Source organism: Candidatus Methylomirabilota bacterium, from assembly GCA_003104975.1.
In the GTDB taxonomy this organism is placed as follows: Bacteria; Methylomirabilota; Methylomirabilia; order Methylomirabilales; family Methylomirabilaceae; genus Methylomirabilis.
In genome coordinates this window covers 64,890-78,811 of sequence record PQAM01000018.1, presented here as the reverse complement: position 1 = coordinate 78,811, position 13,922 = coordinate 64,890, and the positions used below count along the sequence as shown (strand labels likewise).

11 protein-coding genes are annotated in these 13,922 nt (G+C 61.5%); 6 read left to right on the top strand and 5 right to left on the bottom strand.

The features are described from left to right. From C3F12_13235 to C3F12_13210, 6 genes are all read left to right on the top strand, one after another. Positions 1–537 carry a hypothetical protein gene (locus C3F12_13235; protein ID PWB42876.1) on the top strand — a complete coding sequence of 179 codons (537 nt, stop codon included), beginning with the start codon at positions 1–3 and terminating at the stop codon, positions 535–537. Between the two features lie 7 nt (positions 538–544). After that, positions 545–1,441 (top strand): GTPase Era, encoded by an 897-nt coding sequence (locus C3F12_13230; protein ID PWB42875.1) that lies wholly within the window; start codon positions 545–547, stop codon positions 1,439–1,441. A 67-nt stretch (positions 1,442–1,508) separates the two neighbouring features. Beyond that, a complete protein-coding gene (gene recO / locus C3F12_13225; GenBank protein ID PWB42874.1) occupies positions 1,509–2,258 on the top strand; it encodes a DNA repair protein RecO in 750 nt (249 codons plus the stop codon). Between the two features lie 22 nt (positions 2,259–2,280). Next, positions 2,281–3,276, top strand: a complete 996-nt coding sequence (locus C3F12_13220) for an alcohol dehydrogenase (GenBank protein PWB42873.1) — start codon at positions 2,281–2,283, stop codon at positions 3,274–3,276. A 166-nt stretch (positions 3,277–3,442) separates the two neighbouring features. Beyond that, positions 3,443–5,725 (top strand): radical SAM protein, encoded by a 2,283-nt coding sequence (locus C3F12_13215; GenBank protein PWB42872.1) that lies wholly within the window; start codon positions 3,443–3,445, stop codon positions 5,723–5,725. 279 nt (positions 5,726–6,004) lie between these two features. Next, the gene (locus C3F12_13210) at positions 6,005–6,217 is read left to right on the top strand and encodes a cold-shock protein (protein PWB42871.1); all 213 of its coding nucleotides are present in this window, start codon (positions 6,005–6,007) and stop codon (positions 6,215–6,217) included. Between the two features lie 79 nt (positions 6,218–6,296). Here C3F12_13210 and C3F12_13205 read toward each other — a convergent pair whose 3' ends face one another. The 5 genes from C3F12_13205 to C3F12_13185 form a co-directional block, all read right to left on the bottom strand. Next, positions 6,297–7,298, bottom strand: a complete 1,002-nt coding sequence (locus C3F12_13205) for a Tim44 domain-containing protein (protein ID PWB42870.1) — start codon at positions 7,296–7,298, stop codon at positions 6,297–6,299. Between the two features lie 286 nt (positions 7,299–7,584). Continuing rightward, a complete protein-coding gene (locus C3F12_13200) occupies positions 7,585–8,580 on the bottom strand; it encodes an electron transporter SenC (GenBank protein ID PWB42869.1) in 996 nt (331 codons plus the stop codon). After that, positions 8,561–10,828, bottom strand: a complete 2,268-nt coding sequence (locus C3F12_13195; protein PWB42868.1) for a copper oxidase — start codon at positions 10,826–10,828, stop codon at positions 8,561–8,563. Before C3F12_13195 ends, C3F12_13200 begins: the two co-directional genes overlap by 20 nt. A gap of 313 nt (positions 10,829–11,141) precedes the next feature. After that, positions 11,142–11,777, bottom strand: a complete 636-nt coding sequence (locus tag C3F12_13190) for a DNA-binding response regulator (protein ID PWB42867.1) — start codon at positions 11,775–11,777, stop codon at positions 11,142–11,144. Positions 11,778–11,864: 87 nt separating this feature from the next. Next, entirely contained in the window at positions 11,865–13,844 is a 1,980-nt protein-coding gene (locus C3F12_13185) for a hypothetical protein (GenBank protein PWB42866.1), read from the bottom strand. Positions 13,845–13,922 lie beyond the last annotated feature (78 nt).

The window sequence follows — 13,922 nt, the reverse complement described above, 5'->3', positions numbered from 1 at the left end:
ATTGTGGGTTCAATACATCCGTTTCGCTGTGCGTTGAAAGGGCTGGAGGATGCGATCGCCACGCAACGGCACCTGCGCACGCATCTCGTGATCGCCGCCTTCATTGCGCTGTTTGGGCTGCTGCTGCAGTTGTCGTATATCGACCTCGTGCTCCTGCTGATAATCATCGCGTTGGTGATCATCGCGGAGCTGCTGAATACGGCGATAGAGTTGAGTGTGGACCTGGTATCGCCCGGTATGCACACGATCGCCGGACGGGCAAAGGATATTGCCGCCGGCGCGGTCCTGGTCGCCGCATCGGTTGCGGCTGTCGTCGGCACCGTCATCCTTGCGCCCCCGCTGTTTCAGGCCCTCGTCGCGAGCCCGCTTTCGGCGCGGTCGGCCATGCTGGCAGCCACCGCCATTGGACTGGCAGGGAGTATTGTCACTGCGCTTTTGCCGCGCCCCACGCGGCGTCGGGCGTCGGGCGTCGAGTCGCGCCACACCCTACACCCCGCACCCTTCACCCAAGACTCCAAAAACGCTTCTCAACGGTGACACAGGTATGACCAGTTTCAAGTCCGGTTTCATCGCCATTATCGGCCGCCCCAATGTGGGCAAATCGACCCTGATGAACCGGCTGTTGGGGCAGAGGGTGTCGATTGTCTCTCCCAGGCCGCAGACGACCAGAACCAAGGTCCTGGGGATCAAGAATCTGCCCGGCGCGCAACTGATCTTCCTGGATACGCCGGGGATCGACAAGTCCGGCGGTTACTTTCACCGATTGATGGTTAAAACCGCTACCAACAGCCTGGAGGGGGCGGATCTGATCCTCTGGATCGTAGAGGCCCCCGATCCGCTTTCTCAGGGCGACAAACTGATTCTCGAGATGCTGAAGCGGGTCGGGTCGCCGATTCTGCTCGCCATCAATAAGGTCGATCTCGTCGGGAAAGAAAGCCTGCTCCCTACGATCGACCGCTTCAGATCTCTGCTGCCATTTGCCGAGATTGTGCCGATCTCCGCCACGGCAGGCGACAACGTGCCGCTCCTGGAGTCGCTGCTGGTCCATTATCTTCGGGAGGGACCCCCGCTCTATCCCCCCGAGCAGGTGACCGACCAGCCGGAGCGGTTTGTCATTGCCGAACTGATCCGCGAGCGGATATTCCGCTCCGTCTATCAGGAGGTTCCGTACGCAGTAGCCGTATTGGTCGAAAAGGTCCGGGCGCGGGAGGGGCGGGCGCTGACCGACGTCGAGGCCACCATTTACGTCGAGAAGGACTCGCAGAAGGCGATCATTATCGGGCATGGGGGAACGATGTTGAAGCGGATCGGGGAGTCGGCCAGACCGGAGATCGAGAGGCTGCTCGGCACCCAGGTCTTTTTGAAGCTGTGGGTCAAGGTTCGCAGCGATTGGCAGAAAGACGACGAGGCGCTGAGGCGGCTCGGCTACCTGCAACAATAACGTTGTGGGTTTCGAGTTGCGAGCGTCGAAACCCCCAACCCGTTGCCCGACACCCGGGACTCGACACATGCCCCTGCACACAACCGAAGCGATTGTGATCGGTGGATACAATCTTGGCGAGGCCGATCGCATCATCCCGTTCTTCACGCGAAGGCTGGGCAAGGTCCGGGCGGTAGCGAAGGGGGCCAGGCGGCTTCGCAGCCGATACGGCGGGACCCTCGAGCTGTTCACGCTCGGCCAGCTTGTCTTCTTTGAGTCGCCCAACCGGACCCTTCATAAGATCAATGAGTTCTCCGTCGTCGACTCGTTCGCCGCACTCAAGGCCGATCTGGGGAGGCTGAGCCGTGGGGCCTACCTTGTGGAGTTGGCGGGCGCATCAGTCGAGGATGGGGAGGTGAATGAGGAGATCTTTCTCCTGCTGCGCGATGCCCTGACGCTCCTTGTGTTACATGACGACCCGCGCCTGCTCAGGGCGTTCGAGATTCGCCTCCTCAGGATCGTCGGCTACCTGCTGGAGTTGTATCGTTGCCTGGTATGCCGGTCTGCGCTGGGGACCGGCGCCGAACCCGCCATCAGCCCGACCCGCGGCGGCCTGGTCTGCCCCGGGTGCCTGCCCCGGGCGCCGGACGGCATCTCGATCTGGTTAGGATCATTGGGATTTCTTCGAGAGAGTTTGCACGACAACCTGAAGCGATCGTTGGCGCTGCCGCTCGCCCCTCCTCACGCGACGAATCTCCAAGAGGTCTTAAGAGCGTGCATCGCCCACTTTTTCGGCAAACGACTCCGGTCTCTCGCCTTCCTGTCGCTTGTTGAGTAACCGGGTAGTGGTGGAGGCGTAGATGCGCGCGCTGTACCTGACCCATGCGCGGCCTGTCGAAGAACATCCGCTCCAGCCGGTCGAGTTGCCGATGCCGGTCCCCGGTCCGGGTGAACTCCGTCTTAAGGTTGAGGCCTGCGGTCTGTGCCGAACCGACCTGCATATCATCGAAGGCGACCTGTCGCTCCCCACGCTTCCTATCGTGCCCGGCCACCAGGTTGTCGGCGTGGTCGATCGGGTCGGCGAGGGCGCGTCGCGCTTCCGGGTGGGTGATCGGCTGGGGGTGCCCTGGCTGTACTCCACCTGTGGCCGGTGCGCCTTCTGCCGGAATGATCAGGAAAACCTCTGCGACGCCGCCCGCTTTACCGGCTACCATGTGAACGGCGGGTATGCGGAGTTCATGGTCGTGCACGAGGCATTTGCGTATCCGCTCCCGCCCGACATCCCGACGGTCCACGCCGCGCCCTTACTCTGCGCAGGGGTGATCGGCTTCCGCGCCCTTCGATTGAGCGGGATCAAGCCGGGCGGGCGACTCGGGCTGTATGGGTTCGGCGGCTCGGCGCACATTGCCATCCAGGTGGCCGTCCATTGGGGGTGTGAGGTGTGGGTCTTTACGCGAAGCGAGGCGCACCGTACGCTGGCCCGCGAACTGGGCGCCCACTGGGTGGGCCGGGCCGAGGATCATCCGCCCGGGCGGCTTGATGCTGCGGTGATCTTTGCGCCGGTCGGGCGGCTGGTACCGGATGCGCTTCGGGTCCTCAGAAAGGGCGGGACGATCGCCACGGCCGGCATCACAATGAGCCGAATCCCGGAACTTGACTACACCCTGCTGTACCAGGAGCGGACCATTCGGAGCATCGCCAACAGCACCCGGCGGGATGTTGTGGATCTCTTGCGCCTTGCAGCCGAGATTCCGATCCGGACCGAGGTTCGTACCTTCCCGCTCGAAGAGGCCAACAACGCGCTTCACCTCCTGAAAGACAGCCGGTTCAGCGGCGCCGGGGTTCTGGCGATCTGATCGCGCTCGCTTTTTTCGTTGACAGGAATGAGCAGTCTGAGGTAGGCTGACACGCCGCGTCGGTGTTGGCGTGATCTGTACGTACTCGGAAGCATGGTGGCGACGAACGTGAGGCGCGGAGAGAGCAACGCTTGATTCACGCGCATCGCCAGCCACGAAGGAATCTATGCGCGAATATTCGGAATCGCTGCAGGCGCTGCTCCCACCCCAAGCTCGTCAGTACAGGACCCTTCGAATCGTCTTTATCAAACCCTCACAGTACGATGATGACGGTTACGTCATCCGTTTCTGGAAGGGCGTCCTGCCCAGCAATACCCTCAGCGTACTGCGCGGCCTGACCGAAGACGTCGAAAGGCGCGGCGTCCTGGGTGATATTGCCATTCGACTCGACACCTTCGATGAGGTGGCGCAAAAGGTTCCGGTCAGGCAAATCATGAGATGGAGCCGTCAATCCGACACCAAGCTGGTGGTCTGTCTGGTCGGGGTCCAAACCCCTCAGTTTCCGCGAGCGCTCGATTTCGGCAAGCAGTTTCGCGCGCACGGGATTGACGTCATTGTCGGGGGATTCCATACCAGCGGCACCGTCAATATGCTCGGCGACCAGGATCCGGATATTCAGGAACTGTATCGGCAGTCGATCGTGGTCGTTGCCGGCGAGGTTGAAGGACACTGGGGCGAGATACTGACCGATGTCCTGAACGGGCAATTGAAGCCGCTCTACTCCTTTGCCGACGATCTCAAGAACCTGGTTGACATTGCAGACGCCCCGCTCCCCGTCACGAGCCCCAAAACGATGAAGCATTTTGCCAGGCCCAACTTTGGGACCGTGGAGACCTCGCGCGGCTGTCCGTTTTCCTGCTCCTTCTGCACCATTATCAATGTACAGGGTCGGATGATGCGGGAGCGCTCTCCGGAGGCGATCGCCGAACTCATTCGGCGAAATTACCGGGAACGCGGCATCAATTTCTACTTCCTGACGGACGACAATTTTGCACGCAAGAAGCTGTGGCGCGAGACCTTTGAGGCGATCATTACGCTGCGCGGCGAAGGGATCAACATCACCTTCATGATGCAGGTGGACTTGGCCCGCAAACCGAAGGACTTCGTGCGTCTCGCTGCCGAGGCCGGCTGCAGCCAGGTGTTTGTCGGCCTGGAGAGCGTCAATCCGGAGAACCTCAAGTCGCAGGGGAAGGGGCAGAATAAGGTCGAGGAGTATGTTAACGCCATTCACGAGTGGCACGAAGCCGGCGTCGTCGTCCACGCCGCCTATATCATCGGCCTCCCCTTCGATACCAAGGAGCAGGTCGGTCGGGATATTCAATACCTGACGGAGGTCATTCAGCCGGATCAGGCCTCCTTCTTTATGCTGACGCCGCTGCCGGGTTCAGAGGATCATCGGGAGATGAGGGCGCGCGGAGAGTGGATGGATCCCGATCTGAACAAGCGGGATTCGTTCCACGCCACGACCACACACCCCCACATGACTGCCGAGGAGTGGACCGCCGCGTATCAAGGGGCCTGGCGGGCATTTTACAGCAAAGAGAATATGGTCAATATCCTGGCGCGGTGGCGCCACAATCCGTGGATGTACTGGAACCTCATCAATGTATATCTGTGGTACAAGAACGCTGCCTTGATTGAGAAGCAGCATCCGATGGTGGCGGGTTTTTTCCGCCTGAAGGATCGATTGGCAAGGCGACCGGGATATGCGATCGATCCGATACCGGTCCATCTCTGGAAACGCACGAAAGAGGTATGTCGCCTGTTTGTGGCGTGGGCCCGCTTCATCAAAGAGATGGAAGAGATCTGGCTCCAGACCCGTCCGCGGAGCGAGCGGGAAATCCGGTTTTTTGATGAGGCGCAACGGATTCAAGGCGAGATCTGGCAGACCCTGAGGATTCCCGAGTGGCAAAAGGCCTACAGTGACGCCAAGACGGCGTTGCCGGCGAAGGTTCGGGCCCTGCTCGATCCATTTGAGGAACTTCCCTCCAAGATGTTGCTCAGCCGCCACGATCTGAATACCTTCCTCGAGAGGTGGGGGGATCTCCAGAGCAAGATCCAGGCGCTCCATCGCTCATGGATGTGGGGGGAGGGGCCGGCCAAGAAATGGCTTGAGCACCTGTATGCGCTCCATCGCGACACCTGGCAGGGGATAAAGGTCCGAGAATGGCAAGAGGTCTACTCCGAAATCCAGGGGCAGCCCCCATCACGACTGGATCGGCTCTATGCCCGGTATGATGCCTTGAGCAATCGTATTGTCTGTTCTCGCCAGGATCTCAGGAGGTTTTGGGGGAGAACACGAGAACACCTGAGCGGGCTCCGATTCTGGCAAATCCAATTTTCCGGGCTTGCGGTGACCTGCTTCAAAGAGCTGCTCCTGACTACGGCGTTCGCGCGAAGCCTCTTTGCATCCATTCGTCGAAAGAGCGCGAGGATGCCGCAACCGTGACCGACACGCGTTGATCCTCTCGATGTCGTCGCCTTAGTTTCGGCATACGTCATTTGGCGTATTGACACGCCCCGTTGAGTATGGTTACATGTCGGCGTTTTCGGGTACGGTTCCCATGGCAGGCCGCAGATGGTTCGGTGGACCCGCTGTCGCGCGGTGCGCTGGTGCAGCCGGTGGGTTGTGCGCGTTGGGAGAAACCATCATCGGTTCGGACATGGGGGGCGTTGTCGCATATGACGATTGGCGACCCCGCAGAGCCATGAGAATGACAAAGGAGGGATGAGGGAAGTGCGGTTAACCGGTAAGGTCAAGTGGTTCAATGACAGCAAGGGGTATGGCTTTATCGAGCGAACGGATGGAGACGACGTCTTTGTCCATTATTCCGCTATCCAGGGCTCAGGCTTTCGGACGCTGGCCGAGGGGCAGGCGGTTGAGTTTGAAGTTGTCGATGGCCCAAAGGGAAAGCAGGCTGCGAACGTCACCAGACTGTAATGTTCGCTTGTTGTACGTATAGCAAAAGCCCCTGCGAGGTTACTCGCAGGGGCTGTTCTGTAAAATGTGAGGCGATTGCTTACTTGCCCCCCTGCACAGCCTGATTGATGGCTGTAAGGCGCCACGCATTCGGGCCGACCGGACGCGTGACCGTCCAGTACTCTTCGAACTTCACCGGGTCCGTACGGCTGCCTTCCACAACCTGCCCCGTCGTTTCGTCGACGGTGTAATCAAGCAGATTGGCCAGGAACCGCACGGTGACGTAATCCTGTCCCTGCTCCTGCCAGGCCTCCGTCAATTCGACGGAGCGGACCGCAATGTTTTCCAGGCGGTTGATCCGTCGTTCATGCTTCAGTCGCATCACATCGGCGCCGAGTTGCGCATACATCTCGGACGTGAGGATCGCGCGGACCGGCTCAAGATCACGATTGGCCCAGGCCGCCTGGACCTTGAAAAAAAGATCGGTGCAGGCCTCCCGGAAGCGTTCTTCCTCAAAACCGTGGTCCATCTGTCGGATGTGGGCCAATCCCTGGTCCAGATCCGCCTCTTGCGTCATCGTTGCCTGTGACGCCGCGCCCTGGTAGCGTTCCGGCTCACGTTCATCCCACGCAACGCCCGGCTGGCCGACCGACCGACGCTGATATGGTCCCTCGGTCGGCGCCGGTTGCGGCCGCCGTCTGACCACCCAGTAAATGACCAAGCCGATGGTGCCCAGGATCACCATGTCCATCAAGCCGAACCCTCCGCCCATACCGCCGTAACCCGCAAAGCCCAGACTTCGGAACAGCATCCCGCCGAGCAACCCGCCCAGCATGCCTCCCGCCAGGCCCCGCATGAATCCGCCTCCGGATAGTGATGGCGACATCGGGGCCGCATAGGGATTCCTCGGCTCGGTCTGCGATTGAGCCGGCGGTCTTGGGCTGTAGTAGTTACGGCTTGGGCTAGAGTAGCTGCGGAAACCACGGCTGCCGAAGCTACGACCACCACCTGCTCGGGCCCACGCCTCCGGTTCTATGGCCAGCAGCGCGAAGACTATTGTAAGAACAATCAGTCCTAAGGGCGGTCCGTACTTTTGTGCCATCTACCTCCTCCTGTCGCAGAAACCCGACGAGTGAGCATTAGAGCTTGACGCACATTATCAACGATCGGCTTTTGACGGAATGCTATGGGCAGCTCCAAAACGCGCATCTGCTGAGGTAGGCTCCTGGCGCTCGGGTGCTGCACTGAGGACCGAATACAATAGAGGTGCCGCCTGTGCCGGATGCACGCACAGTGTATCACAGCATTCTAAGGTATTCCAGCGGATCTGGTAGTGGGTGTCGATGCGACGTTTGGTCGGACGTTGCCGCGTGCTGTGCGGCGGAGCGTCATTGGGCAATGACGGAATCCCGTGACTCTGGTCGTTGGCGTGTGGCACCCTGAGCCTCCAGATACTCGATCAGCAGCCCCACTTGGGCCTCGGTCAGCCCGAGGTTGGGCATCCGCACCTGCTTGTACGTGTTGAAGAGGGTCGTGGCGAGGGGATCGCCTTCGGCCAGCAGCGTGTCCGGTGTGGCGATCATCCGAGTGAGCCAGGTCCGGTCGCGACGGCGGGTCACGCCCAAGAGGTCCGGACCGACGCCGTCCCCCTTGCCGATGCTGTGGCAGGCGGCGCACCGCATCTGGAAAAGGTGCTGCCCCTCATCGACCGTGAGCGGGCGCGCCTCCGCGTAACTCTTCCTCGGCTGCCGGGATTTGCCCAGGAGATTCTCGATTGCCACGGCGAGGAACCGCGAGTTGTCCTCCGCTGAGTGCCGCATCCATTGGCCGGTCGGCTCGTGGCCGAGCATGAGGCTCGTCTGGTGGCCGTCCGGACTGTCGGCATCGGTACGGGACGAGAGTCCCAGCTTCTTGCTCAGCAGGTCGATGTCCGCCTTCTTGCCGGTAAGGAAGAGCCAGCCGGGACCGACATGAAACTTCTTCGTGTAGGCCTTGAGCACCGCGGGCGTATCCCGTGCGGGGTCGATGCTGATCGAGTAAAAGAAGATCTCCCTGCCCACCCGGTCGCCCAAAAGCCGCTGCACCTGGACCAACCGGGCGGTCTCCAGTGGGCAGGCATCCTTGCAGTGGGTGTAGATGAGGTTGATCGCCACGGCCTTGCCCTTGAGCAGGTCTTCGTAGAAGTGGACCGTCTGCCCGTCCTGGGTGACCAGGGGGACATTGGGGAAGTAGTCCGCTCCCCAACGGGAGCCCTGTGGGTCGGCCACGGCAGGACTGAGGCCGACGATCGCCGTGGCCAGGAACAGGGCAGCAAGGGCCACGAGCCTCCCTCCGATGGGCTGCCACATGGTCATTTCTCCTGTCTCAGAAGGCGGTCGGGACATCGGTCGTGTTCGAGTCGATGAAGTTCACGCCCTGCGGTGACGGGATCGGCGTCGGCAGCGGCTGGAGCTGTCCGGTCTGCGAATCCCATCGCAGCAGCATGGCGTGGTCCTCGTGCTGGGTGTTGTGGCAGTGCTCCATGAACGTCCCAAAGAACTCCCGGAACCGGAGCTTGACGGTGACGCTGCCGCTAGGGCGGAGCCGATAGACATCCTTGCGGCCCCGCTCCCAAGCCGGGACATTGCCGGCCTTCCCGTTCCGGGCAAGGATCTGCCCCTCTTCGAAGTGGATATGGACCGGGTGGTCCCAGCCACCCCCGCCGTTGACCAGGTGCCACACCTCGACCTGGCCGTTCTTGGGCGCGGCCGAAATCCGGCCCCAGTCCGCCCCGAGCACCGGCCCGCCATCCGTCTTGACCCCCCAGAAGTCGTCGTCGTCGGCCGAGCCCGAGGGGCTGAAGCTGATTTTCGCCCCCTTCCCGAACTCGAAGGTCCGCTCCCGCACGACGGGCTCGTTGGACAGGTCGGGGTTCGGGATCAGGGTGGCCGGTACCTGGCTCTGATCGGGCCTCGCCGGATTCCGCACGATCCGGAACTCCAGGAACTTGCCGACACAGGGATCCTTAGATTTCCCCGACAGGGCGTCGGCCAGCCGGAGGTCCTTCGCCGGCTTCAACCCGTTGCTGTGCTCGGTGAGGTTTACCATCCAGACCTTCTCCCCTACCTTGAATCTGGAGAAGTCGACGACGATGTCGTAGCGCTCGGCGATCCCCAGCTCGTCGAGCTCCGTGAGGGTCACCGGGTGGGGCAAGAGATTCCCGTCGTTGGCGATCTGGATCATGGGCGCCGCCTGCCCCGCGGCGTCGGCGAGGGCCACCTTGAAGAAGCGGGAGACGGCGCCGTTCAGGATGCGGAAGCGGTACTTGCGCCGCTCCACCTCAAAGAACGGCCTGTAGACGAGGTTGACCGTCATCACATCCCCGATGAACCCGTCGAACTCAAAAATATCGAACTGGAGCTGCCCGTCGGCGTCCCAGGCCTTATCCGCGAGCAGGAGGTTGACATCATAGTCGAGGTTCCCCCAGGGCTTGTCGGTGCCGCTGGGGAGTCGGAGGTTGACCCCGTCGTTGATCGCCTCGTTGCCTCGATCCAGGGCGCTGTACAGATTCGCCATGCCGGCGTTGCCCTTGTAGACGTTCTGGGCCGTGAAGCTGAACATGTGGTCGTGGAACCAGTGGGTGCTCATGGTCTCGTGCCAGTCGCCCGCGTGCGTCACGATGCCGCCGTTGTCATCAGGGGTGCCGCAGCGGGGATCGGTGGCGTCCGTATTGATGGTGTCGTACCCGGCACAGAGGAGTGGCCAGTGGTAGTCGTAGAACTGGCCGGGGTAGAAGAAGGCCCCGGTGAAGCCGTCATTCTCCGCACCGTGGTGCGCGTTGTGCTTGTGGGTGCTGATGGTGTGCCGCCCGAAGCCCCCGTTCTGGGTCACGTCGGCCGGGAGCTTGTTGTGGTGGCGGAGGAGGATCGGCTCATAGTAGCGGGCGAGCGCCAGCTTGGGCGGCAGCGTCCCGTTGAAGGTCCACAGCGCCAGGGCGTTCTGGTCGGGCAGAGTCGGGTGGAAGGCCGGCCGAAAGCCGGCTGTGGGATCGATGCCGGAGTTGAGGTGTGCCGGCACCCCAGGATTGTACACGGTGTTGACCTTGGCCCCCTCCTGCGTGACCTCGATGCTCACCGCAGGGAGGAACTCCTCCCACCGCTGGTGCGCCCAGAGCTCCCCCGGAGGGCGTCCCTCGATCGGGCCGAAGTTGTCGATGCTCGGGACCCCAGTCGTGGGATACGACGCCACCAGCGCGGGGTCCAGGCGCTGCAGGGTGGTGTTCGCCAACCGCGTGGGGACGGGGTCCAGGACGGAGACAGGGTTGCGCGGCAGGACATCGAACCGTGGCATGGGTTGCGAGAAGGGGGTGGCCGCCCCCAGCGGGCTTGGCGGCAAGCCCGTCGGGACCTCGGCGTAGGCGCTCGTGGCAAAGGGGCTCAGCCCGTGCGTCGGGATCAGCAGGCCCCCCGCCGTGATGAGGCCCCACTTGATGAGGTCCCGTCTGGTGATCTGGCCGATGGAGTAGGCCTTAACGATCTCTATCCGGTTCTTTCGGGCATGCTCTGCTTCTCGCAGCCGAGCCTTCGATGCGTTCCATGGTAAATACATGGCTGTTCCCCCCCATTTTTCTGGTCGCATGGTGCTGTCATGCATTGTGGCATTCGATCCTATGGGTCTGCTTCAGCCTTCACCCACAGCATGGTCCTTCGCTGGCTGAGGGGAAATCGACGAAACTGTGATTGTTGTGTCAAACTTTTATCCCCCGCATTGTCGGAGTTCGTCCTACAAAGGGGATGCGTGCGAGGCATAAAAGACAGGGTCGAGGGTATAGGGTGTAGGGTATAGGGTCTGAAAGACATGGAAGAGGTGAAAACAGGGTGGAAGGTGTCAGGTAGAAGGTATGGGGCTGCAAGGTATAGGTTTTTGAAACCCTAAACCCTACCCCCTAAACCCTATACCCTGCTTTTTAGTCCAGCAGCCGGTGGTGGATGGCGTAGGCGATGAGGTCGGCGGTGGTCTTCATCGACATCTTCTCAAGGATTCTGGCCCGATATGTACTGATGGTATTGACGCTGAGCGACAGGTCGGCGGCGATCTCCGTAATTGTTTTCCCGGCAGCCATCCTGCACAGCACCTGATACTCACGGTTGGACAGCGCCTCATGGGGCGGCTTCTCGGTCTCGTTTGCAACGTGAGAGGCGAGTTGCTCGGCCAGGCTCGGGCTTATATATCGCCCCCCGCTCACAACCTTCCGAATGGCCCTGATCAGCTCCTCTCGGGTGGCGCTCTCCTTGGTCATATAGGCCGCAGCGCCCTTTTTCACGGCCTGCACCGCAAACTGGTCCTCGGGATACATGGTCAACACCAGAACAGGCAGGTGGGGGTGTTCCTGTTTTAATTCCTGTAAGGCATCGAGTCCACTCCTCCCCGGCATGGAGATATCCAGGATCACGACATCACAACGCCGGTTCCGGACCGTCGCGAGCAGCTCCTGGGCATTGCTCGCCTCGCCCACCACCGTCATATCGTGTTCGTCGCTCAGGATGTAGACCAATCCCTTACGTACCACGGCGTGATCATCTGCGATGACGACCCGTATCATAGCCGTGCTTCCGCTATGGTCTTAACCATCTGTACCGCACCCTCATGTAACAGTACAACGATTCGTAAATTCGTTTACACATTCCGTTCACCCTGAGCTTGTCGAAGGGTGTGTGTGTCGGGCTTCGACAGGCCTGGCCTGAGCACCGTTCGTTCCTTCGACAGGCTCAGGACGAACGGTGTCCAAGGGCTCAGCCCGAACGGGTTCAGTGTCGAGTGATTTCAGAGACGTCGGCTGTTGGAGCGGAATCGTCACCATGACGGTGGTACCGCCTTTGGGACTCCCCGTAATGGTTACCTCGCCTCCGAAGAGCAGGGCGCGTTCTCGCATGCCCAGCAGCCCGAGTGCGTTGCTGTCGGTCATCTCTTGTTCCGTAATGCCGCGGCCGTTATCGACGACAGCCAGGATGAGGCGGTCCTGGTCCAGTATGAGGCTGATATTGACGGCCGTCGCGCCCGCATGCCGGACGACATTGGTCAGGGCTTCCTGGAGAATCCGGAAGAGCGTCGTCGACGTCTCGCGGTCCGGCTCATACCCGTCCAGACCGACGTCCAGTTGACACCGTATCCCGGTCCGGGTCTGGAACTCCCGGGTCTGCCATTTCATGGCTGCCACCAGTCCCAGGCGATCAAGGATACCTGGCCGCAACTCCGTGGAGATCCGCTGCACGGATTGGATCGTGGCCCCGATGAGCTGCTCCATCGCCTGCATCCTTTCCAACAAGGCTGCCTGGTTGTGAGGAAGTCTGGCCGCCACCGAAGAGAGGTCGAACTTCAGGCCCGTCAACATCTGCCCCAGTTCGTCGTGGATCTCGCGGGCGATTCTGGTCCGCTCATCCTCACGCACCGATTCCAGATGGGCGGCCAGCGCGCGAAGCTGTTCCCGCGAGCGTCGCAACGCCTCCTCTGCCTGCATGCGCTCGGTGATGTCACGCCCGGCAGAAAGGAAATGAGTAATCTGGCCTTGACTGTTGGTGAGCGGGGTGAGGGTCTTGTCGTCATAATAGAGAGTTCCATCCTTCTTCCGGTTGATGAACACGGCGCGGAAGGGCTTGCCGGAAAGAATCGTCGTCCAGAGCCGCTCATAAAACTGCTGATCGTGCAGGCCCGACTTCAGGAGCCGTGGCGTCCGGCCGACCGCCTCATCCCGCGAGTAGCCGGTAAGTCGCTCAAAGGCGGGGTTGACGTACTCGATGACGCCTTCTCGATCGGTGATCAGCACGCTGTCGGCTGTCTGCTCGACGGCGCTGGAGAGTTTTCTGAGCGTCTCTTCCGCCCGCCTCCGCTCGACGATCTCGAGTTGGAGCTCGTGTGTGCGGAGGGCGACCCGCTCTTCGAGCTCCTCACGCGCTTGCTGGAGCGCGGCGTCCCGCTCCTGGATCCGGGCCAGCATCTCGTTGAATCCGTCGGTGAGCAGGCCCAGTTCGTCCTGACCGGATTTGATCGCCCGAGCCGAGTAGTCGTATCTCTCCGTCACGACCTTGACCATCTGTGCGAGATGGGCGACCGGTCCCGCGATCATCCCCTGGAGTCGAGATGAAAGGGCCAAGGCCGCCAGCGAGGCGAATCCCAGCACCGCAATCACAATGAGCGCATGCTTCAGGAGGAAATTGTATAAGGTGGCCATACCGAACTGGAGCCAGATCGTGCCGATCCGCTCGGCATCCAGGCGAATCGGCTGGACAAGGGTCAGGCTCCTCGCCCGAAGGGATAGGCCATCGGCGGGAGCGGCAGCGGGAATCAGATCCGGATTGACGTCACTGCGACGGTAGGTGGCGAAAACCCGCCCCTCCTGCGTGTAGAGGCGCGCGGCCATAATCCGCGGGTCGGCGCCCAAGGCCGCCAGGGTCCGCTCGCCGGCGGCGCGATCCCGGAAGGCCAGCGCCGCCCGGCTGTTCGTTCCGATGACGTCGGCCATGCTGCGCATCTCTGTCGTCATGGCCGACCGGTACATCTGGAATTCCACCGCCAGCAGGATCACGGTACCCGTTCCTAACGCCGCGGCCAGGGCGAGCTGGGTAATGCGCGCCAGCTTTGTCCGAATTGGAACATCCCGAAGCAAGCGCATCTTACGACCCCCCGTGAACAACCTGGGCTATTGGGATCACCATCGTTCCTCGCAAACACAATGGCGCCTCACGGAGGA

Bases quoted from the DNA above. Each gene is read 5' to 3' on its own strand.
- C3F12_13230 (PWB42875.1), top strand. From the start codon at position 545: ATGACCAGTTTCAAGTCCGGTTTCATCGCCATTATCGGCCGCCCCAAT.
- recO (PWB42874.1), top strand. From the start codon at position 1,509: ATGCCCCTGCACACAACCGAAGCGATTGTGATCGGTGGATACAATCTT.
- C3F12_13220 (PWB42873.1), top strand. From the start codon at position 2,281: ATGCGCGCGCTGTACCTGACCCATGCGCGGCCTGTCGAAGAACATCCG.
- C3F12_13215 (PWB42872.1), top strand. From the start codon at position 3,443: ATGCGCGAATATTCGGAATCGCTGCAGGCGCTGCTCCCACCCCAAGCT.
- C3F12_13210 (PWB42871.1), top strand. From the start codon at position 6,005: ATGAGGGAAGTGCGGTTAACCGGTAAGGTCAAGTGGTTCAATGACAGC.
- C3F12_13205 (PWB42870.1), bottom strand. From the start codon at position 7,298: ATGGCACAAAAGTACGGACCGCCCTTAGGACTGATTGTTCTTACAATA.
- C3F12_13200 (PWB42869.1), bottom strand. From the start codon at position 8,580: ATGTCCCGACCGCCTTCTGAGACAGGAGAAATGACCATGTGGCAGCCC.
- C3F12_13195 (PWB42868.1), bottom strand. From the start codon at position 10,828: ATGCATGACAGCACCATGCGACCAGAAAAATGGGGGGGAACAGCCATG.
- C3F12_13190 (PWB42867.1), bottom strand. From the start codon at position 11,777: ATGATACGGGTCGTCATCGCAGATGATCACGCCGTGGTACGTAAGGGA.
- C3F12_13185 (PWB42866.1), bottom strand. From the start codon at position 13,844: ATGCGCTTGCTTCGGGATGTTCCAATTCGGACAAAGCTGGCGCGCATT.